Annotated in this window: 24 protein-coding genes; 12 read left to right on the forward strand and 12 right to left on the reverse strand. The window is 71.3% G+C overall.

Annotation, left to right across the window (positions count from 1 at the left end):
• Nucleotides 1-110 precede the first annotated feature (110 nt).
• Nucleotides 111-719, reverse strand: a complete 609-nt coding sequence (gene rpsD, locus Van01_RS20595; protein WP_204010031.1) for a 30S ribosomal protein S4 — start codon at nt 717-719, stop codon at nt 111-113.
• Nucleotides 720-766: 47 nt separating this feature from the next.
• Here rpsD and Van01_RS20600 point away from each other — a divergent pair, with 47 nt between their 5' ends.
• The 6 genes from Van01_RS20600 (at nt 767) to Van01_RS20625 (ending at nt 5,575) form a co-directional block, all read left to right on the forward strand.
• On the forward strand, nt 767-1,468 hold the full coding sequence (locus tag Van01_RS20600; RefSeq protein ID WP_204010034.1) for a DUF2470 domain-containing protein: 702 nt from the start codon (nt 767-769) through the stop codon (nt 1,466-1,468).
• Between the two features lie 34 nt (nt 1,469-1,502).
• A complete protein-coding gene (locus tag Van01_RS20605; RefSeq protein ID WP_204010037.1) occupies nt 1,503-2,270 on the forward strand; it encodes a hypothetical protein in 768 nt (255 codons plus the stop codon).
• A 124-nt stretch (nt 2,271-2,394) separates the two neighbouring features.
• Nucleotides 2,395-2,817, forward strand: coding sequence for a TOBE domain-containing protein (locus Van01_RS20610; protein WP_204010041.1), 423 nt, complete (start codon nt 2,395-2,397; stop codon nt 2,815-2,817).
• On the forward strand, nt 2,814-3,596 hold the full coding sequence (modA, locus tag Van01_RS20615) for a molybdate ABC transporter substrate-binding protein (RefSeq protein WP_204010044.1): 783 nt from the start codon (nt 2,814-2,816) through the stop codon (nt 3,594-3,596). The genes Van01_RS20610 and modA overlap by 4 nt, the downstream gene beginning before the upstream one ends.
• 3 nt (nt 3,597-3,599) lie before the next feature.
• The gene (locus tag Van01_RS20620; RefSeq protein WP_204010058.1) at nt 3,600-4,445 is read left to right on the forward strand and encodes an ABC transporter permease; all 846 of its coding nucleotides are present in this window, start codon (nt 3,600-3,602) and stop codon (nt 4,443-4,445) included.
• Nucleotides 4,442-5,575 carry an ABC transporter ATP-binding protein gene (locus Van01_RS20625; RefSeq protein ID WP_239099192.1) on the forward strand — a complete coding sequence of 378 codons (1,134 nt, stop codon included), beginning with the start codon at nt 4,442-4,444 and terminating at the stop codon, nt 5,573-5,575. Before Van01_RS20620 ends, Van01_RS20625 begins: the two co-directional genes overlap by 4 nt.
• A gap of 43 nt (nt 5,576-5,618) precedes the next feature.
• Here the strand turns inward: Van01_RS20625 and Van01_RS20630 are convergent, their stop codons facing one another.
• Nucleotides 5,619-9,845, reverse strand: a complete 4,227-nt coding sequence (locus Van01_RS20630) for a HEAT repeat domain-containing protein (RefSeq protein ID WP_204010061.1) — start codon at nt 9,843-9,845, stop codon at nt 5,619-5,621.
• Nucleotides 9,846-10,056: 211 nt separating this feature from the next.
• On the opposite strand from Van01_RS20630, the gene Van01_RS20635 reads away from it, so the two are divergent.
• The gene (locus Van01_RS20635; RefSeq protein ID WP_204010064.1) at nt 10,057-11,094 is read left to right on the forward strand and encodes an SCO2521 family protein; all 1,038 of its coding nucleotides are present in this window, start codon (nt 10,057-10,059) and stop codon (nt 11,092-11,094) included.
• Here Van01_RS20635 and Van01_RS20640 read toward each other — a convergent pair whose 3' ends face one another.
• From Van01_RS20640 to Van01_RS20675, 8 genes are all read right to left on the reverse strand, one after another.
• Complete coding sequence (locus tag Van01_RS20640) at nt 11,095-12,063, reverse strand: SCO2522 family protein (protein WP_239093118.1); 969 nt, start codon at nt 12,061-12,063, stop codon at nt 11,095-11,097.
• Entirely contained in the window at nt 12,063-12,992 is a 930-nt protein-coding gene (locus Van01_RS20645; protein ID WP_204010067.1) for an SCO2523 family variant P-loop protein, read from the reverse strand. The genes Van01_RS20640 and Van01_RS20645 overlap by 1 nt, the downstream gene beginning before the upstream one ends.
• On the reverse strand, nt 12,993-14,834 hold the full coding sequence (locus Van01_RS20650; RefSeq protein ID WP_204010070.1) for an SCO2524 family protein: 1,842 nt from the start codon (nt 14,832-14,834) through the stop codon (nt 12,993-12,995).
• Between the two features lie 205 nt (nt 14,835-15,039).
• Nucleotides 15,040-15,834 carry an SCO2525 family SAM-dependent methyltransferase gene (locus tag Van01_RS20655; RefSeq protein WP_204010073.1) on the reverse strand — a complete coding sequence of 265 codons (795 nt, stop codon included), beginning with the start codon at nt 15,832-15,834 and terminating at the stop codon, nt 15,040-15,042.
• 220 nt (nt 15,835-16,054) lie between these two features.
• Entirely contained in the window at nt 16,055-16,732 is a 678-nt protein-coding gene (locus Van01_RS20660; protein WP_204010076.1) for a hypothetical protein, read from the reverse strand.
• Between the two features lie 110 nt (nt 16,733-16,842).
• On the reverse strand, nt 16,843-17,448 hold the full coding sequence (locus Van01_RS20665) for a nucleotidyltransferase family protein (RefSeq protein ID WP_239099198.1): 606 nt from the start codon (nt 17,446-17,448) through the stop codon (nt 16,843-16,845).
• A 121-nt stretch (nt 17,449-17,569) separates the two neighbouring features.
• Entirely contained in the window at nt 17,570-19,945 is a 2,376-nt protein-coding gene (locus Van01_RS20670; RefSeq protein WP_239099199.1) for a tetratricopeptide repeat protein, read from the reverse strand.
• A gap of 188 nt (nt 19,946-20,133) precedes the next feature.
• The gene (locus Van01_RS20675) at nt 20,134-20,754 is read right to left on the reverse strand and encodes an L-threonylcarbamoyladenylate synthase (RefSeq protein WP_204010083.1); all 621 of its coding nucleotides are present in this window, start codon (nt 20,752-20,754) and stop codon (nt 20,134-20,136) included.
• A gap of 86 nt (nt 20,755-20,840) precedes the next feature.
• Between Van01_RS20675 and Van01_RS20680 the strand changes: the two genes are divergently transcribed.
• Nucleotides 20,841-21,239, forward strand: coding sequence for a hypothetical protein (locus tag Van01_RS20680; protein ID WP_204010086.1), 399 nt, complete (start codon nt 20,841-20,843; stop codon nt 21,237-21,239).
• Nucleotides 21,240-21,260: 21 nt separating this feature from the next.
• Here Van01_RS20680 and Van01_RS20685 read toward each other — a convergent pair whose 3' ends face one another.
• Together Van01_RS20685 and Van01_RS20690 are read right to left on the reverse strand one after the other, a co-directional pair.
• Nucleotides 21,261-21,995: a hypothetical protein gene (locus tag Van01_RS20685; RefSeq protein WP_204010088.1), complete on the reverse strand. Its 735-nt coding sequence runs from the start codon at nt 21,993-21,995 to the stop codon at nt 21,261-21,263.
• A complete protein-coding gene (locus Van01_RS20690; RefSeq protein ID WP_204010212.1) occupies nt 21,992-22,495 on the reverse strand; it encodes a SigE family RNA polymerase sigma factor in 504 nt (167 codons plus the stop codon). The genes Van01_RS20685 and Van01_RS20690 overlap by 4 nt, the downstream gene beginning before the upstream one ends.
• 143 nt (nt 22,496-22,638) lie before the next feature.
• Here Van01_RS20690 and Van01_RS20695 point away from each other — a divergent pair, with 143 nt between their 5' ends.
• The 4 genes from Van01_RS20695 to Van01_RS20710 are packed head-to-tail and all read left to right on the forward strand — an operon-like array spanning nt 22,639 to nt 25,620.
• Nucleotides 22,639-23,454, forward strand: a complete 816-nt coding sequence (locus tag Van01_RS20695) for a DUF3152 domain-containing protein (protein WP_204010091.1) — start codon at nt 22,639-22,641, stop codon at nt 23,452-23,454.
• Nucleotides 23,455-23,511: 57 nt separating this feature from the next.
• Nucleotides 23,512-24,198: an arsenate reductase/protein-tyrosine-phosphatase family protein gene (locus Van01_RS20700; protein ID WP_204010094.1), complete on the forward strand. Its 687-nt coding sequence runs from the start codon at nt 23,512-23,514 to the stop codon at nt 24,196-24,198.
• The gene (locus Van01_RS33165) at nt 24,195-24,854 is read left to right on the forward strand and encodes an arsenate reductase ArsC (RefSeq protein WP_204010096.1); all 660 of its coding nucleotides are present in this window, start codon (nt 24,195-24,197) and stop codon (nt 24,852-24,854) included. Before Van01_RS20700 ends, Van01_RS33165 begins: the two co-directional genes overlap by 4 nt.
• 22 nt (nt 24,855-24,876) lie before the next feature.
• Complete coding sequence (locus tag Van01_RS20710; RefSeq protein ID WP_204010099.1) at nt 24,877-25,620, forward strand: aquaporin; 744 nt, start codon at nt 24,877-24,879, stop codon at nt 25,618-25,620.
• The last annotated feature ends 12 nt before the right edge of the window (nt 25,621-25,632 follow it).

Here is a 25,632-nt window from a genome sequence, read left to right on the forward strand (position 1 = left end):
GCCCGGAGCGGCGCCGGACCGTCCAGTGGGGACCGCTCCTTCGGTCCGCCGGGGGCCCGGACGGCTCCGTCACCGTCGAGAGCCGACCGGGCCGCACCGGCTATCCGGGTTCAGCGGGAGTAGTACTCGACGACCAACTGCTCGTCGCAGAGGACCGGCACCTCGGCGCGCTGAGGCAGCCGGGTCAGCCGCGCGGTCAACCCGGACAGGTCGACGTCCAGGTACGCGGCGGGGCGCTGCGGGGCATGGGTACCGGCGGCGGCGATCACGAAGGGCGTCTTGGCCCGGCTACCCTCGCGTACGGCGAGCACGTCTCCGGGGCCCAGCCGGGCGGACGGCCGGTCGACCCGCCGGCCGTTGACGCTGACGTGCCCGTGACTGACGGCCTGACGGGCCTGGTAGATGGTGCGGGCGAGGCCGGCGCGCAGGACGAGCGCGTCAAGTCGGCACTCCAGGTCGATCATCAATTCCTCGCCCGTCTTGCCCGGGCGCCGCACCGCCCGGTCGAACGCCCGCCGCAGCTGCCGTTCCCGCAGGTCGTACTGAGCCTTCAGGCGCTGCTTCTCCAGCAGTCGGACCTTGTAGTCGCTCTCCTTGCTGCGCGCCCGGCCGTGCACACCCGGCGGGTAGGGCCGTCGCTCGAAGTAGCGCACGCACTTGGGCGTCAGCGGGATGCCGAGCCGGCGGGAGCGCTTGATCTTAGGGCGGGACTGGTTCATCATCACCTCTCTAGTAAGGTAAGGCTAACCTAAACGGAGGTGACACGTTGGACAAGACGCTCCCGACGGTGACGGCCGGCACCCCGGCCGAGCGGCTGCGTACGCTGCTCGCGGTCACCGAGTCACTGACCCTGCGTACCCCGCTGCACCGCGCGGGCCTGGTCGGACGGCACACCGTCGCCGCCGACGGACGGTTGCGCCTGGCCCTGCCCGCCCGGGCCGCTGTGGCCCGGAACCTGCTCGACCTGGGCGAGACACCAGCGCTCGTCGACCTGACCGACCTCGCTCCCCTGCCCGTACGCGACCGGGTCCGCGCCCGTGCCACCCTGACCGGCTGGCTCGCCCTCGACGATCTCGACGGTGGCGAGGTGACGGCTCTGCTCGACCTGGCCAGCGCCGAGCTCGTCGACCCCGACGGCGATGCCAGCGTGGATCCGGACGCCCTGGCCGACGCGCGCCCCGATCCACTCGCCCGGTACGAGGCGGAACTGCTACGCCACCTGCACCGACATCCGGACGCGATGCGACGACTGAGCAGACGGGCCGTCGTCGACCTCGGCGGCCACGCCCGCGCCGTTCACCCACTCCGGCTCGACAGGTACGGGATCGTGCTGCGTCTGGAGTTGCCCACGCACCACCGGGACGTCCGGATCGCCTTCGACAGCCCGGCCACCGGGCCCCGGGAGGCGACGGCGCACCTGGTCCGGTTGACCGGCGCCCACCTGTCCTGCGTCACCTCGCACCCGTAGCGCGTCACCACGTCCCTCCGCGAACGGAGTCTCCATGCCGCCCAGCCGAATGCAGCCCAGCCGAGCAGAACTGGCCCGCACCCTGGTCAGCAGCACGACCCTGGCCACAGTCGTGGCCGGGGACCTGCCCGCCGTCACCGGCGTACGACACGGCGCCGACGCCGACGGGCGCGTCCTGCTGATCTGTCACCGGGGCGACCCGCTGACCACCGGAGCCCGCGACGTGTTCGTGGAGATCGCCGATGAACCACCGTTGCCGTTCTCGCCCGGCTGGGGCCGGGTCCGGATCGGCGGTCGGGCGATCCCGCTGAGCGGGACCGCGGCCCGGGTCGCCGCCGACGTGGTCGCCACCACCTTGCCCGATCCCGACCTGCTCGACATCGGCCACGGCACCGTCATCGTCGAGGTCGTGCCGAGCCGCGTCACGCTCCTTCCCCGCCGGTCCGAACCGCACGAGGCCCACGGATCTGAGCTGGTCATCGACCTCGCCGACTACCGCGACGCCGGCCCGGATCCGGTGGCACCCATGGAACGGCCGCTGCTTGTCGATCTGGTCGACCACCACGGTCCGCAGCTCTATCCGTTCCTTCGACGACAACTTGTCGCTTCGGGCGTCGACCTGCCCGCTGACTGCCTGCCGTGCCTACTGCGGCTCGACCGGTACGGAATGCTGGTCTCCGTGCCCGACGGCGACGGAACCGCCTGCTACCGACTCTGCTTCACGCCACCGCTGGACGGCCAGCAGGATCTGCTGGACCGGCTGCACCCGGTGCTGTTCCACGATCGCTGCGACCACACCTGACGAGCCGCCCGCGCGACCACCCGGTAGACAGACGCAGCTGCGCCCCGAAAGCCGGCGCGACTGCCGCAGCTGCGAGGCCTGCAACGCCTTTGGGCTTGTGGATGCATGGCGTAGGGTGAGCGCCGTGACGATGTTTCGCATGGGCGAGGCGGCGGACCTGCTGGGCGTCAGCGCGGACACGGTACGGCGCTGGGTCGACGCCGGCCGCCTCAGCGCCGCCCGCGACGAACAGGGACACCGGGTCATCGACGGCGTCGACCTGGCCGCTTTCGTCCGAGCGCAGGCTGACGACCCGGACGACCGGGCGGACGAGTCCTCGGCTCGTAACCGGTTGCGGGGCATCGTCACCGCCGTGGTCAAGGACGCCGTGATGGCCCAGGTGGACATCCAGGCCGGCAGGTTCCGGGTGGTGTCGCTGATGAGCCGCGAGGCCGTCGACGATCTGGGGCTCACCGTCGGCTCGGTGGCGATCGCGGTGATCAAGTCGACGACAGTCGTCGTGGAGAAACCCCCGGCCCACCCGGACATCAGGAGGAACGGCTCATGACGGCACGACTGTCGGTCCTGTTCTCCGTCATGACGATTGTCGCGTTGGTCGGCTGCGGCGGTGGCCAGCAGAGCAGCGACCCGCGCCCCGGGGCCGGTGCCGTGGCCGGCGACGTCACGGTCTTCGCCGCCGCCTCGCTCACCGAGTCGTTCACCCGGATCGGCGAGGACTTCGAGGCGGCGAATCCGGGCTTGCGGGTCTCCTTCAGCTTCGCCGGCAGTTCCGCCCTCGCGACCCAGATCAACCAGGGGGCACCGGCGGACGTGTTCGCCTCCGCCTCGCCAGCGAACATGACCACTGTCATCGACGCCGGTAACGGCGACGGCAACCCGAGTGTCTTCATCCGCAATCAGCTCGTGATCGCGGTACCCGACGGCAACCCGGACGGGGTGAACGGCCTGGCCGACCTCAACCAGCCGGACGTCAAGGTGGCGCTCTGCGCCGAACAGGTCCCCTGTGGCGCGGCGGCGCGGAAGGCCCTGGACGCCGCCGGGGTGGCACTCACCCCGGTCACCCTGGAGCGGGACGTCAAGGCGGCGCTGTCCAAGGTGCGGCTGGGCGAGGTCGACGCGGCACTTGTCTACCGCACCGACGCACGGGCCGCCGACGACGACGTCGACGGCATCGAGTTCCCCGAATCGGCCGGGGCGACAAACGACTATCCGATAGTCGTGGTGAAGAACGCCCCGAACAGACCGGCCGCCCGGGCGTTCGTCGACCATGTGCGCTCCAGCCCCGGTCAGTCGGTCCTCACCGCCGCCGGGTTCCAGGCCCCGTAGTCGATGTCCCCGCGCGACGCCGTGGCGGCGCGGCCCGACCGGCCCGCGCCACCACCACGACCCCGGCGAACCGGTCCGGTACCCGTGGCACTGCTGCTGCCCGCCACCCTCGGCCTGCTCTTCCTGGTGCTGCCGCTGGCCGGTCTGCTGATCCGGACACCGTGGAGCACGCTCCCGCAGCGCCTCACCGAGCCGGGGGTGCTCACCGCGCTGCGCCTGTCCGTGCAGGCCGCCACCCTCGCCACGCTGCTCTGCCTCGTCCTCGGGGTGCCTCTGGCCTGGTTGCTCGCCCGCGTCGACTTCCCGGGCCGTCGCCTGGTGCGTGCCCTGGTCACCGTGCCGCTGGTGCTGCCGCCGGTGGTCGGCGGCGTGGCACTGCTGCTCGTCTTCGGCCGGCGGGGCATCGTCGGCGGCTGGCTCGACAGCACCTTCGGGCTCACCCTGCCGTTCACCACCACAGGCGTGGTTCTCGCCGAGGCCTTCGTCGCGATGCCGTTCCTGGTCATCGCCGTCGAGGGCGCGCTACGCGGCGCGGACGTGCGGTACGAGGAGGCGGCGGCCACCCTCGGCGCCGGCCGGTGGACCACCTTCACCCACGTCACGCTCCCGCTCGTCGCGCCGGGTATCGCCGCCGGAGCGGTGCTGTGCTGGGCCCGGGCGCTCGGCGAGTTCGGCGCCACCATCACCTTCGCCGGTAACTTCCCCGGCCGTACCCAGACCATGCCGCTCGCGGTGTACCTCGCCCTCGAAACCGACCTGGAGGCGGCGATCGTGCTCAGTCTCGTCCTGCTCACCGTCTCGGTGGTGATTCTGGTCAGCCTCCGCGACCGCTGGCTCAGCAGCCCGTGACCGCCGACCCGAGCGTGCCCGGCGCCGACCCACGGCCCGCCGGTGCGGTGCTCGACGCCCACCTCGTCGTGGACCGTGGCACCTTCCGACTCGACCTGCCGCTGACCATCGGTCCCGGCGAGGTCGTCGCCCTCCTCGGGCCCAACGGCGCCGGCAAGACGACAGCGCTGCGTGCCCTCGCCGGCCTGATCCCCCTCACCGACGGGCACCTCAGCATCGAGGGCCGTCACCTGGACGATCCCGCCCGTCGCCTGTGGACCCCGACCGAGCAGCGGCCGATCGGTGTCGTCTTCCAGGACTACCTGCTCTTCCCGCACCTGACCGCCCTGGACAACATCGCGTTCGGGCCGCGTCGCCAGGGCCTCGACCGGCACCGGGCCCGACAGCGGGCAGCGGACTGGCTGGCCCGGGTCGGGCTCGCCGAACACGCCCGACGCAAACCTCGGCACCTCTCCGGCGGGCAGGCCCAACGGGTGGCGCTGGCTCGTGCGCTCGCCGTCGAACCTGCCCTGCTCCTGCTGGACGAGCCGCTCGCCGCCCTCGACGCCCGTACCCGACTCGACACTCGCGCCCAGCTCCAACACCACCTCGCCGGCCACTGCGGCGCCACCCTGCTGGTCACCCACGACCCGATCGACGCCGTCGTACTCGCCGACCGGCTCGTCATCATCGAGAACGGGCAGGTGGTGCAGGAGGGCGACGTCGCCACCGTCACCGCCCGGCCGCGCACCGACTACGTCGCCCGGCTAGTCGGTCTCAACCTCTACCGAGGTCATGCCGACGGACACCGGGTCCTGCTCACCGACGGATTCCACCTCGTCACCGGTGACCAGCACGCCGGTGACGTCTTCGTCGCGTTCGCGCCGTCGGCCGTGGCACTGCATCCCGGTCGTCCCGACGGCAGCCCCCGCAACACCTGGCCGGCCACCATCACCGGGATTCAACGCCACGGCGACAACCTGCGGGTGCAGCTCGGTGGCCCGGTCACTGTGGCGGCCGACATCACCCCGGCCGCCGCCGCCCAGCTGAACCTGGCCCCCGGGCGGACACTCTGGGCTGCCGTCAAGGCTGCCGAAACCCGGGTCTACCCGGCCGCGGCGGCCCCCGCCGACGTCGCGGCCGAGCCATGAGACCAACCGGTCCCCACCGCCGCGGGGACACTGTCCGCCCCGGTCACCCGGCGGCAGCCGGTCCCGGGAAGTCGTCCGGGCCGGTGCCGGGTAGCGTCGCCAGCAGTTGGCCGGCGAGACCCCGTACGGTGGGGTCGGGCTGACCGGCCAGCCGGACGAGGATCGGCCGGGTCCGGGTGTCCGCACCGTAGTGCCGGGCGAGTGCGAGCAGCGAGGTACGGCGGATCTCCCAGTCCTCGTCGTCGACCAGCCGCATCAGCAGCTCCCGCACCCCGGTCCGGTCAGCCAGGTGGGCCGCGAGTTGCTCCGCGGCCCGACGCCGCACCTCCAGCGCCGGATCGTCACGCACCAGCCCCACCAACAGCACCCGGACCTCCGGGTCGTTGCCGAAATGCTCGCCGAGCGCCGCCGCGATGCGGGCCCGGATCGCCGGATCCCGGTCGGCCAGTCGGCGCATCAACCGCAGCGTCACCGCCATCGCGGTCTCGCCCCGGGCGATCAGGCAGCACACCGCAGCGTCGAACGCCGCCGGGTCGGTGTCGGACTCGATGCGCTCCAGCAGCACGTCGGTCACCACGTCCGGGCCGCCGTACGCGCTGAGGGTCTCCACGGCGGCGAGTCGGATGCCGGCGTAGCTGTCCCGGCGGGCCCGCCGGGACAGGGTCTCCACAAGCGCCTCGGTGCCACCATGGCGGGCCAGCGCCTGCGCGGCGGCACGCAGCACGTTCGGATCGGGATCGCGGCGGACCTGTTCGGCGAGGCACTCGACAACTGCCGTGTCGAGCGGATCACCAAGGCGGGCCAGGCTGCGGGTGACCCGCAGCCGCACGATCGGGTCCCGCTCCCGGGCGGCCCGGCTGATGAGCAGCTCACGCGTGGCGTGCCCGAGCGGTGGCCGGCCGGTGAGCAGGTCGACGGCGGCGAGCCGGACGCCCGCTGTGGGATCCTGGCGGGCCCGTTCCAGCAGCAGCTCGCCGGTGCGGTGATCCGGGTACGCCTCGGCCAGCGCACGAACCGCGGCGAGCCGCACCGTGGCGTCGTCGTCGGTCCGTGCCGCCTGCGCGGCCACCACCCACCCGCTGTCGTCCACCCGGTACCTGTCGGTCAGCGCCACCACAGCGGCCGACCGCACCGAGGCGTCCTCGTCCTGCTCGATCCGGTCCACCAGCCGGTCCCGGCACCGTCCGTCCGGGTCGTTGACCAGCACCAGTCGCTGTACCGCCACCGCACGCACCCGCGCCGAGGCGTCCGAGCCGGCAAGTTTGAGCAGCAGCTCGGTGCCGTCCGTGCCGCCCGGCAGCAGTTCGCACACCAGGCAACGTCGCACCTCGTCCTCGGAATCGCCGGAGATCCGCGACAGGGCCCGGCCACGGGCCGTCTCGCTCTGCTCGGGGAGGGTGAGCAGGCACCGCAGCGCGGACTGCACCACACCGGGGTCGGTGTCGGCGGCCAGCAGGCGGTGCAGCGTCTCGGTGACGTCGGGCAGGTCGAGGCAGCGACCCGCGAGCACCGTCACGGCGGCCCGCCGGACACCTGTGTCCCGGTCGTCCGTGGCCCGCGTCAGCAGCAGTCGTCGGACGTCCTCGGCCAGCTCGGTCCGCCCGCCGAGGGACTGCACCGCCAGGGCGCGGACCGCCGCGTCGGGCGAGCCGGCGAGGTCGCGCAGCACCTCGACCAGGTCGCCGCCGGTGCCGAAGTTGGCGACGAGAGCACGCACCGCGGCCTGCCGTACCGCGGTCGAGCCTTCCGCCCGCGCCTGCGTCAGCAGCAGATCCTGACAGTGGCGGCGACTGCGCCCGGTGGTGTCCAACCTCCCGGCGGCCTCGGCCAGGCCGGCGACCAGGGCGATCCGCGCCTGCCGCTCCCGACCCTGGCCGAGCTCCCGGACCAGCAGGTCCTCCAGCTGCTCATCGGCGGTGGACAGCACCGCCGCCGCCCGGGTGGCGAACGTCGATCCGGAGCGCCAGCTGGTACGCACCCCTCGTCGGCGGTACCAGTGCAGGAAGACGGCCCGGCCGGGCCACTGCGGTCCGAGCGCCCGGATCGAGGAGAGCAGTTCCTGCTCGGTGACCTCGACGAGGTTCGGATCGTCGGCCGAGATGCCGTGCTCGACGAGCAGCACGACCTGGCGCAGCACCGCCTCGCCGGCACCGGCCAGCCCAGCCGGCTGCGGCGCCTCCGCCACGCACTGCGCGGCCAGCACCAGGTTCCACGGTGGACTGGCCAGGTTCAGCGGCGGCCACGGCCGGTTGACCTCGGTGGCCAGCAGGGTGACCAGTTCGTTGGCGACCTCGGCGGGCAGCGCGCCGGCGACCAGCCGCAACACCTCCCGCCAGGACGGATCTGCCCAGTTCTCCCGGAACAGCGCACGCAACTGGTCGATCCCCCAGGTCTCCGGGTCGTGATCGAACCTGTCCACGATCTCCTCGGCACAGAAGAACTCCAGAAACGTACGGTGCACGAACCCGAACAGGCGCAGCCCGTACCGTTCCAGGATGAAACTGCGCTGGCGCAATTTGTCGATCATCGAGTACGCCATGGCGTGTGCGCGTTCGTTCTCGAAACCGTAGAACTCGACCAGATGGTCCCGGAAGATCCGCGACAGTTCATCCGCCTCGATGTAATTGCCGGCCGGCCCCGACTCCCGGCACTGCATCCAGAACGCCAGGTGGCGCAGCAGTCGCAGCTTCGCCTGCGGGTCCAGCGGCGGCACGTCGCCGTGGCTCTCCCGCAGTTGCTTGGTCACGTCCCATTCCGAGATCAGCACATCTGTGACGTGTGCGTAGAGGCGGCGACGGTTCCGGGGCAACGGGCGGTCCCGACCGACGATCGCCATGAGCATCAGCAGCAACGGGTTGCCGGCGATCTCGTGCATCGCCCTGGACCTTCGCACCACGTCGAGGATCTGCCGCCGTTGCCGGTCCGCCTCGACCGACGGGGTCGGCATCACGTACTCGTACCAGTTGCCGAGGAAGCGGGCGATCCGCTCGTCGTCGAGATCCTCCAGGGTGAAGTGGTCGAATCCGGCGTTGGCGAAGGTGTGCCGCAGGTACCCGGCCGCCCGCGAGGTCACCACGGTACGCACCCCGGGGTACTCGTTGGCGAAGGTGGCGATCTGCGCCGCCATCTCCTCCCGCTGCGCCGGGTCGAACACCTCGTCCAGCCCGTCGAAGAGGAACAGCGCCTGGCCGCCCTGCCGCAGGTACGCCTCCAGCACGTCCCGGTCGATGCCGGCCAGCCCCTGCTGGTGGCGGTGGCCTACGTAGTCGAGCAGGCCGTCGCAGCGGCCGTCACCGCGATGCGCCGCGTACGACCGGAGTTCGACGAGGACGGGAAGGTATCTGTCCAGCGCCGCCAGCCTGGGCTCCTCGCAGACCCCGGCCAGCGCGAGGGCGAGGTAGCGGGCGGCAGCCGACTTGCCGGAACCGGGATCGCCGAGCAGCACGATGGCCCGGCGGGCCGGGTCGCAGACCACGTCGAACAGTGGCGACGCCTCCTTGGCCGCGTACTCCTCCCAGAGCCGCTCGACGTCCCTCGGGTCCACCACACCGGGCAGCGCGCCCCCGTCACCGTCCGGGCCGGATCCGGCCCAGCGCCACCAGGCCAGCGGCATCTCCGGCCGGGCGTCCTCGTGCACCCTCGGCTCGACGAAGACGTTGGACAACCCGACGGTGAGGTAGCCGATGGTGGGCCGTGGCGCCACCGCGTCCAGCGGCACCGCCTGGTACCGCAGCCGGAGTTGCTTGTGGTACTGGCTGCGGGCCGCCTCCGGCAGGTGGGTGTCGGGGTCGCCCGGCTCACGCGCGGGTGACCGACCGCTGCGCACATCGGCAAGCGCCACGGTGACCTTCGCCGACAGATCGTCCACGCTGGAGAAGAAGGCGCACAGGTGGCGTTCCTTCAGCTCGTGCCGCAGGGCCACGATCTGCTGCCAGTCGCCGTTACGGTCGATCATGTCGACCGGCCACGGCGTCTCCTCGGCGAGCAGAAAGATCAGGCACGGTTTGCCGGCGGCGAGTGCCTCCCGGTATTCCAGCTCGGTGATGGAGGACTCCTGGCCGGCCGGCCGGTAACCGTAGCGCCAGGCGAAGAGACCCACATAGAGGTCACATCGGCGTACGTCGGTCAAACAGCGTTCCAGAGGTGGGCGGACGTCGGCCCCGTACGCCTCCATGGCGACGTCCTCGATCTCCAGGCGACGCGCCACCGCGTGCACGGCCGCGCGGTATTCCAGCAGGTCCTTTTGGGTGGCCGAAATGTATACCTTCATCGACGGCAAACTCCAGGGGTGGCTGGCGACCGCATTCTTCAAAATATCAGCCGTTGTCACATCCATCGGTCCCGTGAGTCCGCACCCGAGGGCACATATCGGCTTTCCCACCACGGATGGGCCTATGATGACCGCGGGACGGATTCGATCCGGTCACCGGCCGCAGGCCCATGCCCGCCGGTGTCCCCCGTGGTGCCGATGCGGAGGAACCATGCTCACGGTGGGCGAGGTGCACACCAGCCTGCTGCAGCACAGCACGGCGCTGGCGCAGGACCAGAGCGCCGAGGTGCTCAACCTGGTGGAGGGCGAGGCCGTGCTGACCTCGCGGCGTCCGTCGCTGTACGCGGTCTCGCCCGATGTCCGTACCGGTGTGGACTGCTGGCTGCCGAGCGCGAAGAACCGCCAACTGCGTGGGGTCGGTGCGGTGGTCACCCGGGCGGTCATCACCGGCGGGCGGATCGTGCAGGCCTCCTCCATCATCCAGGTGGTCGCCGGGGAGCGCCGCCGACCGTGGTCGCACTACCTGGCCAACTCGGGTGTGCTGGAGACGGTCGGCAAGCTGGACGCCGACGACCTGACAAACGGCTTCCTGCACGGCAACGCCGCCGACGTGCTGAACCTGGACGCGATCACCGGTCGGGTGCTCGACAGTGTCCAGATGTCCGACCTGCTGGACCGGCGTCCGCCGCTGCGTGCGGCGCGTACCCGGCTGCGCTGGACCGCGCAGGTGCACCGGCAACCGGGCGAGCACGCCACGGCTGACGTCGCGGTGGACTCACCGACGTTGCGCACCGTACGGCTCACGGTGAGCCCGCAGGACGTGCCGGCGGCGGTCGCCGGCCTCTGCGAGGATCTCGCCCTGCACGACTGGCTGCTCACCATGCTGTCCGCCCTGGTGGAAGCCGCGGTGACCCGCGCCGGCTCGACGCAGGAGCACATCGAACGGCTGCGGCCGGTGCTGGAGCACCTGCTGCACCTGTGGCTGCCAGGTGCCCGGGTCGACCCGCGACTGCGGCCGATCTGGGACCGGCTGGAGCAGGTTCCGGGGTTCAGCCGGCAGTGGCAGTCCTCGGTCAACTGGATCCGGGATCAGATCACCGTCGGCAACATGGCCATCCTGCGCGACCTGGCCGCCCGGGCGGCGAGTCAGTCGTACGGGTCGGCCACGCTCACCGAACCCTTCTCGACCGCCGGCAGCGGCCCGTCGGACCGCAGGGTCGGGCGCGGTGCGCAGGCACCACGCGGCTGATCACTCGCCGATGAACACGTAGCTCAGCCGGTCGACAAGTTCGTCGGGCAACTCCAGGCCCTCGCTGCCGGCCCGCTTGGCTACCTGCTTCGCGACAGCGGGTGGCACCGCCACCTGCCCGAGGATGGTCCGTACGGCCAACTCGACCGGGAGATAGCGGGTGTCCATGAGCGTCACCGTGCGGTACCCGCAGAACGGCGTGGCGTCCGGGTTCAACTGGACGATCGCGGGCAGCCGGTCCCAGTCGGTCGGCAGCGGCTCGTCGGGAGGCAGCCGGTACGGCTGGGTGATCGTCTGTCCCCGGTGCCGCAGGACGCCCAGCCGGGTCATCTGCCACACCGAGGCGAGCAGCGCGCACGCCCACACCCGACGGTCCGGCTCGTCGGACCACAGTTCGATGTCGACGAAAATCGAGTGCGGCGCGTCGCCGGACTGCAACGGCGGGGACCACGGCACCGGCAGCGTCATCGCGGGCGCATCGGCATGACCCGGGGTCCGCTTGCCGTTGGACAGCCAGCCCGACTCACTCAGCGGTGGGCGACTCCCCGTGGTGTGCCGTGGCGGTTCCACCACGAGCGTGTCCACCACCAGCCGGGCCAGTTCGACGTCGTCGTAGCGGGCGAAGCTGGACTCGCGCGCCACGTAGTCGAGCACCAGCCCGTGCTCCGCTGCGGCCTGCTGCACCTGCGGGATCACCTCGCGCGGTGTGGCGAACCGGTGGAAGTAGTCGTCGACGAGGAAGCAGGTGCTGATCCTGGGTTGCCGGTGGGGGCGCAGCCCTCGACGGGCGAGCGCCGGGACCGCCTGCGCCCAGTCGGCGATCCGGGCGAACTTGCGCCGCAGATCCCGGCACCCGTCGCCGAAGTCCTCGGCGTAGACGTGCCCCAACTCGACCGACAGATGCGAGTACGGCACGCTCTCCGTACGACGCACCGCAGCTGCCTCCTGAAACCTGACATCCACGCTCATCACACGGTCTCCCATGCGGTCTCGTCGAAGAGCTTCTCGGTCAGCCCCACGAAGGCGTCCACGGTCCGGGCATTGGCGATCTTGGCCTGGACGTCGTTGTCGGAGATGAGCTGCTCGCGCCATTGCAGCAGCGGATCCAACGGCACCGCGCCGAGCAGCGTGGTCCGGCCGGTGCCCCGCCTGCGAGCCAGCTCCGCCAGTTCCGCGTCACACCTGCGCAGGAACGCCTGCTGCGCCAGGTCGAGATGGCCAACCTCGGGACCGCGTGCATCGATCACGGCGGTCCGCACGAACCGCAGCGACTCCCGTAGCCGGTCCGGCTCGTGGCCGTACTCCTTGCCCATGGCCAGGATCCCGCCGGACTCGAAGGCGAGGTCGGCCGCCGCCATCACGTGCTGCGGCGTCCAGCGATGAAAGACCAGCCACCGCACCGTCACCTTGCGCAGGGTCCGGTTGGCGGTGGCGGCAAGCGCGATCTGGCTGGCGTACGAGCGACCGGCGCTCAGATCCACAAGGGTCAGGTCGAACTCCTCCTCCAGCCGGAGGAACAGCTCGGCGCAGCGTCGGCCGATGTCGTCGGTGAAGCCGAACTCGCTGCCGCTGCGCTGCCCGGGCAGCAGCACCAACGAACCCGAGCCGGTCGGCCGTTGGCGCAGGCTGACCCGTTCCGAGGTGCCCCACACGTCCAGCTGCTCCGGTGACGGGATCTCACCGCGCAGGTACCGGTGCAGGCCGCCGCCGTTCGGACCGGCGCCCTCGATGCCGTTCGTCGCCTGGGGGATCTGGAAGGTGATGCCGGCCGTCGGCGAGCCGAAGTCGTAGTCCAGATAGCAGGTGGAGCGGCCGGAGAGCGCACTGCGATAGGCGATGTTCGCCGCGGTCACCGAGCGCCCGGTGCCACCCTTGTGCGACGTGACGAAGACCAGCATTCAGATCCCCTCGCTGGCCTTCTGTTGGCCGGTGGTGATGTCGTTGAGCTGGAGCAGCAGGGTGCTCGCCAGCGCGGCGGCCGTACCCGGCTGGTCGTCCACAAGCGACTGCGCACGGCGCAGCGTAGCCCGGATGCTGCGCATGCTGCGCTGCATGGGCTCACCGGCGAACGTGCCGCTCATCAGCTCACGGTCGAACACGTACTCGGCCTCGTCGATGAGGTCCTGGGCGTAGGTGGCAAGGTTCACCGCCCGGGGGAACTGCCGCTCCCAGAGCAGCTGACCGGCGTTGACCAGGGCCTGGACGACGCGCTCGGTCAGGTACCAGGAGGGTGCCTCGGGCAGCGGGGCCAACTCGGGGAACGCGCCGCCGGCATGGTCCCACAGCCCTCGGTGCCGGCCCTCGGGGATGCGCCGCAGCAGGAGGTGCTCCCACACCTCGTCGGCGAGTTCGAGCAGCTCGCTGCGGCGTCGGGCATTGTTCAGCAGGCCGGCGACGGTGGTCGCCCGTTGGAGCAGCACAGTGGAGAACTCGTTGACGTTCCACGTCATGATCGGCTTCGACGTGGCGTCGTTCAGGGTCACCTGCTTGCCGGGGGCGTGCACGACCAGGGCGGCCTCGTTGGGCGAGGCTCGGCGGGTGATCCGGCCCCGCTGCGCCAGCTCGACGAGCACGTTCGCGATCCGCCCGAACTCCTCGTCGCCGCCGCGCCCGCTGGCGACGAGCCCTTTGACCGCCAGCGAGGTGGCCTGCAACGTGTAGTAGTCCGTCCGGTCGCCGTCGGTGGTACGCCAGGGAATGTCCTCGATCGGCCACCGCCGCCGGTTGCCGAATGTCGCCACCGTCGCCCAGTAACGCCGGGTCAACTCCCACCGCAGTTGCAGAATCCGGAACAGCCGCTGCTGTTCCTCGTTGAGCAGACCGAGCAGCCGGGTACGTTCGGAGTTGAGATCGTCGATGGCGTCGACCGCGATCACCGTGAAGTAGAGATACGGGGCGTTCTCCGCGGTGCCCTCGCGCTGCCGGCCGATCGGGTCGGTCGTCGCGACCTCGTCGGCACCGGCGATGGTCCCCCACGACCAGCCACACTCGAAGAGCATCTCGCTGTTGTCCAGGTCCTCGGTGACCTGACCGGACCCGACCACCACGTTGCGCAGGCTCGCCATGGTGTCCCGCAACTGCGTACGCAACGCGGCCACCACCTCGCGGCGCGGCACCTCGTCCTGGTTGACCATGTCGCACAGCCGGATGCCGAACTCGTCGGTCGCGGCGAAGACCGAGGTGCTGAAGCTACGGAGCAGGCCGACCATGGCCGCGGTGAGGCGTACGCTCGCCATCTCCTCCAACGTGTCCAGTTGGGCGCGCAGGTCGGCCCGCTGGGTGGAGGGACGATAGATCTTGACGAAACCGATTGTCGCCAGGGTGAGCGTGACCGACACCGCGAAGGAGTCGACCACATCCATGGAGCGCTGCTCCTCGGTGAGATCCGGCCCACCCTCGACAGGGGTGAGGTAGCTGCCACCACCGAAGGTCGGCGCGCCGGTGTCGTCCGTGTAGCGGACGAAGTACTCGCTCATGATCCGGACCAGTCGGCGGGGAATCTCTATCGCGCCACCGATCGTGCCGAGGGCCTCGATGACCTCTTCGTCGATCCGGTCCGGGTCGTCCAGGGACAACACCGGGATCTTGGTCGCCGGCAGCAGCAGAGTCAGCAGTTGCTCCGCGTCGCTGATGGAATTGGAGCCGCTCCGGCCGCCCCAATCCCATTCACCGTCGCGTAGGCAGCTGCGCACCGTGGCTCGCCAGATGTCGAGAATCTCCTGGCGCGGCTGCATCCGCATGGTCCACCACCGTCTGCTGTAGTCGTCGAAACGGAGCTGCTGATGTTGCCTGGCTCACGATGATCCACGATGACGTGCACCCATCATCGTATCCCTGTCGGTGCGTGACCTGAACGGCCGTGCGTACCGATGTCCTGGGGAAACCAGGTGAGCCAAGCGTCCAGGTGAGAGCGATGCGGGGATCCCCGGCGGACAATGTGCGACGTCAGCCGCGACTACGTCCGGTGACCAGCAACATGCCCTGATAGCCGTCCCGCAGCGACGGCGTGGGTCGCACCTCGTGCATGTCCACGTCGTACGCTCCGGCCGCGATGCTCACCACCACTTCCGCACGGTGCAGTTGCACGGCCGGGAACCAGTGCTGTCCGACGCGGTAACCGTTCGAGCCCAGCATGAAGGCCGCGGCGAACGGCGAACCGGGGTGCAGGGCCCCCAGGAACCGGCCGATCGCGTGCTCGGCCTCGCTGCGGTCAGCCGAGATCGAGCAGGCCACGAAGAACATGGTGCCCGCGCCCCAGGCCCGTCTGGGCAGGTCGAAGACGCTGAGCTGGGACACGTGACCCACCCGGGCCAGGTGACTGCGGGGGTCGGCCAACGCCGCGTACGCCGGGTGCTCCGCGCACACCTGCCAGTACGCATCCCAGCACTCGTCATAGCCACTGATCTGGTGACGCAACCAGCGCACATTCGCCGTGGAATATTCGCACAGTTCGACGCTGCGCGCGAATGGCAGAAGGGACAGCGCCGGGTAGAGGTTCGCGCCCGATCCCACATCGACGCAGTGCGCGCCAGTAATCTTCGCTTCCGCGAAAAAGTCTCTGATCCGACAGAGAATTTCGCGATCATCGTCGCGCAGGACCGAGTAGTTGTGCTGGACGTAGGCGCGCGGGTCGAAGCCGTCCCACTCGACCTCGGAATTGACCGTTCCGGGGGACTCGACTCGTGGCGGTGGGGTCGACGGCCCACTACAACCTGCACCAGCCGCCGGAATCAATGCCATGGAGGTGCCTCCATTGAAGTCGGCAGATCACTTTTGGTACTTGCCCCGACGCGCTCAGCCCGTCGCCCATTATGCATCGGATGCGATACCGATTCGCAAGTGCCGACGCAGCTGCGAACGCGATCATCCGGTCAGGACGGTCTCGTCGACGACGATGACCTGTCGATAGGACGCGCTGATTCCGGTGGCCGGTAAAGTGGATCAGCCGGGAGGCGGGTGGTCAGCCGCCGGTGCCCTCGGCCGAGCCGTCCGGACCGAGCGCACCGTCCACCTCGCCCACATCGAGGTGGACGTGCTTGTGGCCCTGGCCGGCGTCGATGTTGATCTGGTCGAGCTGGGTCGCGGCGACCGACCATGTGGTGACGGCGAGGGTCGCCTGGCGCCCCGCCAGTTCCATCGCCTCCGCGCGCCCGGCACTCGGTCCGGCCAGCGCGAGAACGACCGAGTCGACAGCCACGGCCGCCTGGTCGACGGCGCTCCGCAGGCCGCCCCGGGCGACGTTGGTGGCGGTCATACCCGACGGCGGGTCGGCGAACTGGGCGGTCAGCCGCCGCATGGTCTGCTGCCACGTGTCGACCTGGGCCTGCTCAGGCGTACGTCCCGCCTCGGCATCCTGCCGCACCGCCCGGATGATCGGCGCGAGTTCCTCGCCCGTGCGTTGGGCCATCTCGGTGAGCTCGACGATCTGCTGCGCGTCCCGCTCGGCGTCCGCCTGGCGCAACTGCGCCACTGTCGCCTCGGTCGGATCCGGTCGACCGACAGCATGCCCGACCAGACCGCCGACCGGAGCCGCCACCAGGACCGCTGCCGCCGCGACCGCGACGATCCACGTCCTCGAGCGGTTCTGCCGCGCAGGCGGAGTGACCAGGTATGAGGGCTTTCCGGTTCGACGGGACATGACACCCCTCGCATCGACGGCTGTTGCCTGGGAGCGTAGCCCTTGCAACCAGCGACGTCGATAGTTTCAGAACCGTGGACCGAACTTTCGCCTGGAGCAACGAAAGCCGGTCAGGATGTGCCGCGGACGACACCGGGTGGGAAGCTGACCCGGTCGGCCTCGGTGTCGAGGTCGCCGCCGACGGCGACGTCGTCGCACGGTACGACCCGCAGTTCCGCCGCCCGCCGCCGCAGATAGCCACGGGCTCCGGTGTCGCCGACGGCCGAGGCCGCCACCTCCGTCCAGTGCGTCCGGCCGAGCAGGACCGGATGACCGCGCCCGGCACCGTAGCCCGCCACGGCGAGCGCGTCCGGGGCGGCGAACGCGGCCAGCCGGCGTACCGCCGCCGCGGTGACACCCGGCATGTCGACAAGCAGAACCACCACGGCGACCGCCTCGGTCGCCCGCAGCGCGGCGAGACCTGCCCGCAACGACGAGCCCATGCCGCTCGCCCAGTCGGGATTGTCGACAGGCACGGCGGCGGCGAGGTCGGCCCGGGCACGCACCACCGGCGCCTGCGCACCGAGGACCACCTGAACCGGCCGACAGCCGGCCGCGCGGGCAGTGTCGACAGCCCGCTCCACGAGCAGCCGGCCGCCGAACTCCAGCAGGGCCTTGGGGCGTCCGTAGCGACGGCCGGCACCGGCGGCGAGGATCAGCGCCGCCGGCTGTCCCACGTCCACCGTCGCACGCTAACACCGCCGCTGAGGGTGACCAGCACGATCCTGACGTCCGGCGGGACCGGAGCGGGAAGGTCGGGCGTGGCGGATGTCGACGCCCGGGTGAGCCGGCGGTCGGCTACCCGTCGACCGGCGCGCCCAGCCGGGCGAGCGCGCCTCGGGCACGAGCCTGCTCCTCGGGTCTGTCGATCTCCGTGGCCAGGGCCAGCGCCTCGACGTGCCGGGCGACCGCCTCGTCCCGTACACCCTGCCCGGTGAGCGCCCGCCCCAGTCCGTTGAGTACGCACGCCTCGCCGTACCGTTCGCCGATGTCCCGGAAGAGGGCGAGGGCCGGTTCGTAACACTCGACGGCGTCCGCGAACCTGCCAAGTGCCACGTAGGTGTCGCCCAGGTTGTTCAGTGCGGTCGCCTCTCCGCCGAGATGCCGCAGCTCACGGAAGATCGCCAGGGCGCGGCTGTTCTGTTCGACAGCGGTGCCGGGGCGGCCCAACCGTTCGTGCACGGCGCCCAGATTCGTCAGGGTGTTGGCCTCGCCGACCCGGTCGCCGATCTGGACGAAGCGGTCGAGCGCCAGCTCGTGGTACCCACCGGCACGCTCCCAGTACCCGGCCGCACTGTGCACGACGCCGAGGTTGCCCAGCACCCGGGCCTCACCACGCCCGTCACCTGCCGCGCGGAACAGCGGCAGCGCGCGTTCCAGATGCCCGATCCCCTCCGGATAGCGACCCAGCTGCCAGCACACCACGCCCAGGTTGGTCAGGGCGGTGGCCTCGGCGACGGTGTCGCCGAGCAGCCGGGCAGCGCGCTCGGCCTCGGTGTGCACCGTGATCGCGTCGGCCGGGTACCCACCGTTGTCGAGGTAGACGTACAGGGTGCCGGCGAGCCACACGGCGTGCTGCGGCCAGCCGTTACGCGCCGCGTGTACGCACACCGCGACGAGGGTCGCCCGCTCCGCGTCCAGCCAACGCAGTGCGGTCCTGGGCTTGTCGAGCAGCGGACCGGCCGGGGGGCGCGGTGGCAGCGGTGGCCGGCGGTGTCGCTCGGCGGGGTACAGCGCCTCCATGGCCGCCGCCGCGCTGTACAGGTAGTGATCGAGCAGACGGGTCAGGGCGGCCCGCCGGTCCGCCGGCCGGTCCTCCTCCCGGCCCCGCTCCCCCGCGTAGGCGCGGACGAGGTCGTGCAGCGCGTACCGGCTGAGGACGGGCTGCTGGACCAGATACTCGGCGGCGAGATGACGCAGGTCGACGGCGGCGGTGGCCGGTTCGCTGTCCAGCAGGGCGGCGGCACCGTGCTCGTCCAGATCCGCGCCGGGATGCGCGGCCATCCGGCGCAGCAGCGTCTGCCGGCGCTCCGGCAGATGCTGGTACGACAGGTGCAGCGCCAGCTCGACACCGCTGTCGAGCCGGCGGTGCCGGTGACGCTCGTCCAGCCGGTCCGCGTGGTCGGTGACCGTCCATCCGGGCCTGGTCGCCATCTGCCCGACAACCACGCTCAGCGCCAGCGGCAGGTAACCGCAGCGCAGCGCGACCCGCGCGGGTGCCGACGGGTCGCTGCCCACCGGCACGCCGGGGTTCGACCTGACGAGCAGCCGCGCCGCCTCCTCCGGGCTGAACAGGTCGAGGTCGAGATGGACCGCCTCATCCAGGTCGGCGAGCCGACGACGGGAGGTGACGAGGGTCAGGGTGCCGGCCGACCGGGCCAGGAGCGGACGCACCTGCTCCGCACCGGCCGCGTTGTCGAGCACCACGAGCACCCGCCGGCCCGCCAGCCGCTCCCGGAACGCCGTCGCACGCTCCACCAGGCCGTACGGGATCTCGTGGCCGGACATGCCGAGCAGACGCAGGAAGCCGTCGAGCACCGCGCCCGGCTCGGCCGGCGGCTGCCCCGGATCCGGATGGTAGCCACGCAGGTCGACGAAGAGAGTCGTGTCGAAACGACTGTCGTCGACAAGCGACTGGCCGGCGTGGACCGCGAGGTGGGTCTTGCCGACCCCGGCCATGCCGGCGATCACGCAGACCTGCGCGCCGTGCCCGGTCCCGGAGGTGGCGGTGTCCGGCGCCGCGGTCAGCGCGGCAAGTTCCCGCAGCCGGGTCAGCTCCGCCTGGCGGCCCGTGAAGGCGCCCGCGTCGTCGGGCAGCCGGTCGAGCACTCGCACCTGGGCGGCCGCGGTCGTCTCGGCGAGGCTCACCCGCAGCGCCTGTCGCCAGTGCGCGAGGTAACCCGTCTCGTCGTGCAACGCTTGCACGACGGCGAGCACCAGGTCGACGTTGATCCTCCGGCGCCCGGTCTTGAAGCAGTCCACGACGGTGCCTCGGCGGGCCAACTCGTCGGTGGGCCGACGGTCGGCCTGCCACCGCTCGTTCACCCGCCGGGTGATCGTCTCGAACGAGGGATCACCGGCCCAGAGTTTGAGTGCGCGCAGGCAGCCGATCAACTCGTCGAGGCTGTGGGCCGTGCCCGGGTCGGGTGGCCCATCGGACACGGCAGCCTTCATGACACCCACGAGTTGCGACGATAACAATCGATGCCACGCCACCCCGTACGGGATCGTTTGGACTTCACCTGGCGGACAGACCGTCGTGCTGGGATCAGGCGGGGTGACGGCCGCCACGGGGTACGGGGGCGTGGCGGCCAGCCGTCGTCCGGCCGCCGTCGGCGCGGCCGGACGGCCCCGCCGGAACCTCAGGCGAAACGGGCCGGGTCACCAGCGCCCACCCGGACGATCTCCGGCTCTCCGTCGGAGAAGTCGACGACAGTTGTCGGTTCGGTACCGCAGTCGCCCGCGTCGACCACCGCGTCAACGGCGTGGTCGAGACGCTCCTTGATCTCCCAACCCTGGGTCATCGGCTCCTCGTCGTCGGGCAGCAGCAGCGTGCTCGACAGCAGCGGCTCACCGAGCGCGTCGAGCAGCGCGCGGGTGACCGGATGCGCGGGGATGCGTACCCCGACTGTCTTCTTGCGGGGGTGCCACAGCCGCCGGGGCACCTCCTTGGTGGCGGGTAGGATGAAGGTGTAGCGCCCGGGGGTGGCCGCCTTCACCGCCCGGAACACCGCGTTGTCCAGCTGCACGAACTGCCCGAGCTGGGCGAAGTCGCGGCAGACGAGCGTGAAGTGGTGGCCGCTGTCGAGCTGGCGGATCTCCCGGATCCGGTCCATGCCTTCCTTGTTGCCCAGCCGGCTGCCCAGGGCGTAGCAGGAGTCGGTGGGGTAGGCGATCAACCCGTCGCCACGGATGATCTCGACCAGCTGGCCGATGATGCGCGGTTGCGGGTTGTCCGGGTGCACGTCGAAGTACCTCGCCATGGGCCGAAGCTTAGGCCGCCCGGGTCCGGTGTCGCGTTGCCGACAGTGACACCCCCGGGCGGACGTAGACGTCCATCGTTGTCTTTATGGTCGTACGCGCACCCGGCGGCGGCTACGGGGACATGCTCCGACCCCCCACGACGCCGACCCCGGTACGGGTAACCGTGCTCGCCTTCGCCCTGCTGTCACTACTGTTCGCCCTGGCGACCGCGCACCGGGCGCTGGCCGCGACCGGCTCCCTCGGCGCGGTCGCCTTCTTCGCCGTGATGGCCGCCGCGTGCGCGCTTGTCGCGGTGGGCCTGGCCACCCGCCGCCGCTGGTCGCCCTACCCCGCGTACGCCCTGGCGGGCCTGTTGGCCGCCGCCTCGCTCGGCCTTTTCGGCGCGATCACGATCGTCGGCCTGGGCCTGCTGGCCTGGGTGGTCGTGGCGCTGAACACCCGCGTCTCGCGGGACTGGTTCAGCGGGCGTCGTCGACTGCGCTGACCTCCTCGCTCCGTCACCGGCTCAGAGCGGTCGGCCCTGCGTGTCACGCGCCGAGATGCCGTCCAGCCGCCGCCCCGGCTTCACCGTCTGCGGGTCGAACCAGAAGATCACCACGTCGGTGTCCATGCTCCACCGCGCCAGTCGGGCCGTGACCCGGCGACCGTCGACGGTACCGATGATCCCGTCGGCGGGCCCCACGAAGTAGCCGAAGGTCGGCACCGGGGCGTACGTCGGAGCGGCCGGGGACGATTCATAGCCGATCTCGTGGAAGCCGGGCCGGCGATCCGAGCCCGCGACATCGTTGACCAGATAGTCCGCGATCAACGTGCCGTCGGCCAGTCGGCGGCCGGCGACCAGCCCGATCGTGACGTCCGGCACCGCGGGCAGGTCCACCGGCACGAAGTAGAAGACCCGTTCCTCGGTGCCGTACCTGATTCCGCTCGACACCACCTCGCCGATCGGTTTCCGGCTCTCGGTGCCGGGAATCGGGGTGGACGTCACGGGAGCGGAGGTCGTCGGCGCGCTGACCGCCGGAGCCGGCGGTGGAAGCTGCCCGGGTGGACGAGCGAACCGGACGCCGACCGTGACGCCGACGACGACGAGCGCCGCCGACAACACCACAGCTCCGCCGGCCGCGGCCCGGCGACGGCGACGCAACGACCGGCCCTGACGCATCACCGCGTCGAGGTCCAGCGATTCCCACAGGTCAGGTTCCGTCGCCCGCATGGCCGCGCGCAGCCGCTCCACCTCGTTCACCTGCGCCTCCCCTCGACGGTCTGCGGCTGTCCGCCAGCGGTACGCAGCTTCTCGAGGGCCCGGGAGCTGGTGCTCTTCACGGTGCCCAGGGAGACATCGAGTTCCCGGGCGACCTGCGCCTCCGGGAGGTCGAAGTAATACCGCAGCACCACGATGGCCCGTTCCCGGGGCGACAGGGCGCCGAGGACACCGAGCAACCAGCGCCGGGTGGTCACCTCGTCGGCGACGTCGCCACGGCGCTGCTCCGGAATGTCGTCGCTCGGGTACTCCCTGATCGGACGTCGCCAGCCGTCGACGAGGTGGTTGACGAGCACGGTGCGGGCGTACCCGTAGGCATCGTCGTCGCGTACCCGTGACCATGCCGCGTAGGTGCGTACCAGGGCGGTCTGCGCGGCGTCCTCGGCCTGATGGTGGTCGCCGGTCATCAGGAACGCCGCGTGCACCAGCCGTCCGGACGCCACCCGGGCGAACTCCGCGAACTCCGTGTCACCCCGGGCCATGGCCACCTCTTGCGCACCTCACGCCGGACAGGACGGGTGAGACGACGAAAAGGTTGAGCGCTCGGTAGATCAACTCTTCGGACCTGTCGGCCGTCCTTCCTCCTGCGTGCCACCGGTCGGCGGCGCGTGCCGAGGGAGGAATCATGTCGCGGAACCCTACGCGGGCCCGGGCCGGCGGCTGGCGGGCCCGGCCGCTGGCGGCGGTGCTGCTCACCGGACTGTTCGCCGGTTGCGCCCCACCGGCCACCGCCGAGTCGAACCCGCCGTCGGCCGGCGCGACGAGGAGCGGGTCGGTCGCGTCGACCCCGGCCGGGCCGGTGCGGTCGTCCCCGGTCGCGCCGCCGCCGGTGAGCTATCCCGCCGATGGCGGTGGCCGCTGGGCGGTCGCCGACGGCGAGCCGCCGACCGCGGCTGGTCCGGGGCGTCTGTTGCGCTACCGGGTCGCCGTGGAACGCGACATCCGCGGCCTGCCGGTGGCCGATTTCGCCGCCGAGGTCACCCGGACGCTCGCCGATCCTCAGGGTTGGACCGCCGGTGGGGCCTGGCGGCTGCGCCGGGTCGGGCCGCGCCAGCCTGCGGATTTCACCGTCTACCTGGCAACCCCCGGCACCCGGGACGTGCTGTGCCAGGACACCCCGGACGGCTACACCTCCTGCCGCAACGGCGATCGGGTGGTGATCAACGTGGCTCGCTGGGTCAAGGGGGTGCCGGACTACGGCGCGAGCCTTGCCGTCTACCGGCGGTACGTGATCAACCACGAGGTCGGGCACCGGCTCGGCCTGGGCCACGAGCGCTGCCCGGGGCGGGGCAGACCCGCACCGGTGATGCAGCAGCAGACCCTCGGGTTGCACGGCTGCACCGCCAACGCGATGCCGTACCTGGACGGCAGGCGACACTCCGGACCTCCCGGTTCCTACGCCGACCCGATCCCGCCCCGGGAGCGCGGCCGGCCCGGCTGACCTTGGATGGTGACGTCACACTTGACGGCGGACTTTAGGTCAACAATAGTTGAGTCTATGGAGGTTGAGCTTTCTTCGTTGGCCGCGCGGGCCCGCGTCCACGCGGCGCTCGGCGATCCGGCGCGCCTGGCGATCGTGGACGCGCTCACCCTCGGTGACGCCTCTCCCGGCGAGGTCGCAGGCCGCCTCGACATGCCGACAAACCTGGTCGCCCATCACGTCAAGGTCCTCACCCAGGCGGGCCTGGTGGCAAAGGTCCGTTCCGAGGGTGACAGGCGTCGCACCTACCTCCAGCTGCTCCCCGACACACTCGCCGCGCTCGCCACTCCCCGGCTGACCGGAGTCGGCCGGGTGGTCTTCGTCTGCACCCACAACTCGGCCCGCTCGCAGCTGGCCGCCGCGCTGTGGCGACACCGCACCCGGGGTGCCGCCGCCTCGGCCGGCACCCAGCCCGCGGCCCGGGTCCACCCCCGCGCGATCGCCGTCGCCCACCGTCACCAGCTCGACCTCGACCCGGCCGGCACCGCCCACGTCGCCGATGTCGTACGCAGCGACGACCTCGTCATCGCCGTCTGCGACAACGCCCACGAGGGGCTGACCGACCAGCTACGCCCCCGGTTGCACTGGTCGGTTCCGGACCCGGCCCGGGTGGACACCGACGAGGCGTTCGAGTCCGCCTACGCCGACCTCGCCGACCGGGTCGCCCGGCTCGCTCCCGCCGTCCTACCCGGAGACCAACGATGACCCACCTCGCCCGTAGCCCCCGCCCCGACCTCTCGGTCGATCAACGTCTCGCCCTGCGTACCGCCGCGACCCGGCTCGCCGGGGAATTCCACGGCACGTACGGCACCGAGACGATCGAGCGCTTCCTGCACAGCAGCTACGACCAGTTCGCCGTCGACGGCCGGATCCCCCACTACCTGCCCCTGCTCGCCGAACGCTTCGCCCGTCAGCGGTTACAGGCGCTGGCCCGGGTCGAGGGCCACCACCGTGACGGCCGGCCGGTCGTCCTGTTCCTGTGCACCCACAACGCCGGCCGCTCGCAGATGGCCCTCGGGTTCCTCACCCACCTGGCCGGCGACCGGGCCGTGGCCTGGTCCGGCGGCAGCGAGCCGGGCACCGAGATCAATCCCGCCGCCGTGGCGGCCATGGCCGAACGCGGCATCGACATCTCCGACGAGTTCCCCAAGCCCTGGACCGACGAGGTGGTCCGAGCGGCAGACGTGGTGGTCACCATGGGCTGCGGTGACGCCTGCCCGGTCTTCCCCGGCACCCGCTACGAGAACTGGGATCTCGCCGACCCGGCCGGCCGCGACGTCGACGACGTCCGGCCGATCCGGGACGAGATCGAACGGCGGGTACGGCGTCTCCTCGACGAGTTGAACGTCCCCACCCGATAGCCATCGAGGAGAAGCACAACCGATGACCATCGCACTTCCACGGCGCCTGCTGGCCGAGTTCGCCGGCACCGCCCTGCTGGTCACCGCCGTGGTCGGCTCCGGCATCATGGCCGCCACCCTGTCCCCGGGCGACGTCGGCCTGCAACTGCTGGAAAACTCGATCGCCACGGCCTTCGCGCTGGGCGTGCTGATCCTGATGTTCGGACCGGTCTCCGGCGCGCACTTCAACCCGGTCGTCTCCGTCGCCGACTGGTGGCTCGGCCGACGTTCGGGCACCGGTCTCACCGCCGCCGACCTGGCCGGCTACGTCGCGGCGCAGGTGCTGGGCGGCATCGCCGGGGCGGTCCTGGCGAACCTGATGTTCGGCCTCAGCGCCGTCAACTTCGCCGGCACGGACCGTACCGGCGGGCACCTGTGGCTCGGTGAGGTCGTCGCCACGGCCGGCCTGGTGCTGCTGATCTTTGCGCTGGCCCGGTCCGGCCGCGCCACGGTGGCACCGGCCGCCGTGGGCGCCTACATCGGAGCGGCGTACTGGTTCACCTCGTCCACCTCGTTCGCCAACCCGGCGGTCACCGTCGGCCGCGCCTTCACCGACACCTTCGCCGGCATCGCTCCCGGCTCCGTGCCGGGCTTCGTGGTGGCACAGGTTGTCGGTCTCGCCGTCGGAGTCGGCCTGTTGGCGGCCCTCTACGCCGACGCCGGTGCCGCCGCCGACCAGGTGGTCGTGCCCGCCGACGACCAGGCGACCGGAAGCCGGCGCCCATGATCTGCCCGCACG

The sequence above is a fragment of the Micromonospora andamanensis genome, from assembly GCF_016863495.1.
In the GTDB taxonomy this organism is placed as follows: Bacteria; Actinomycetota; Actinomycetes; order Mycobacteriales; family Micromonosporaceae; genus Micromonospora; species Micromonospora andamanensis.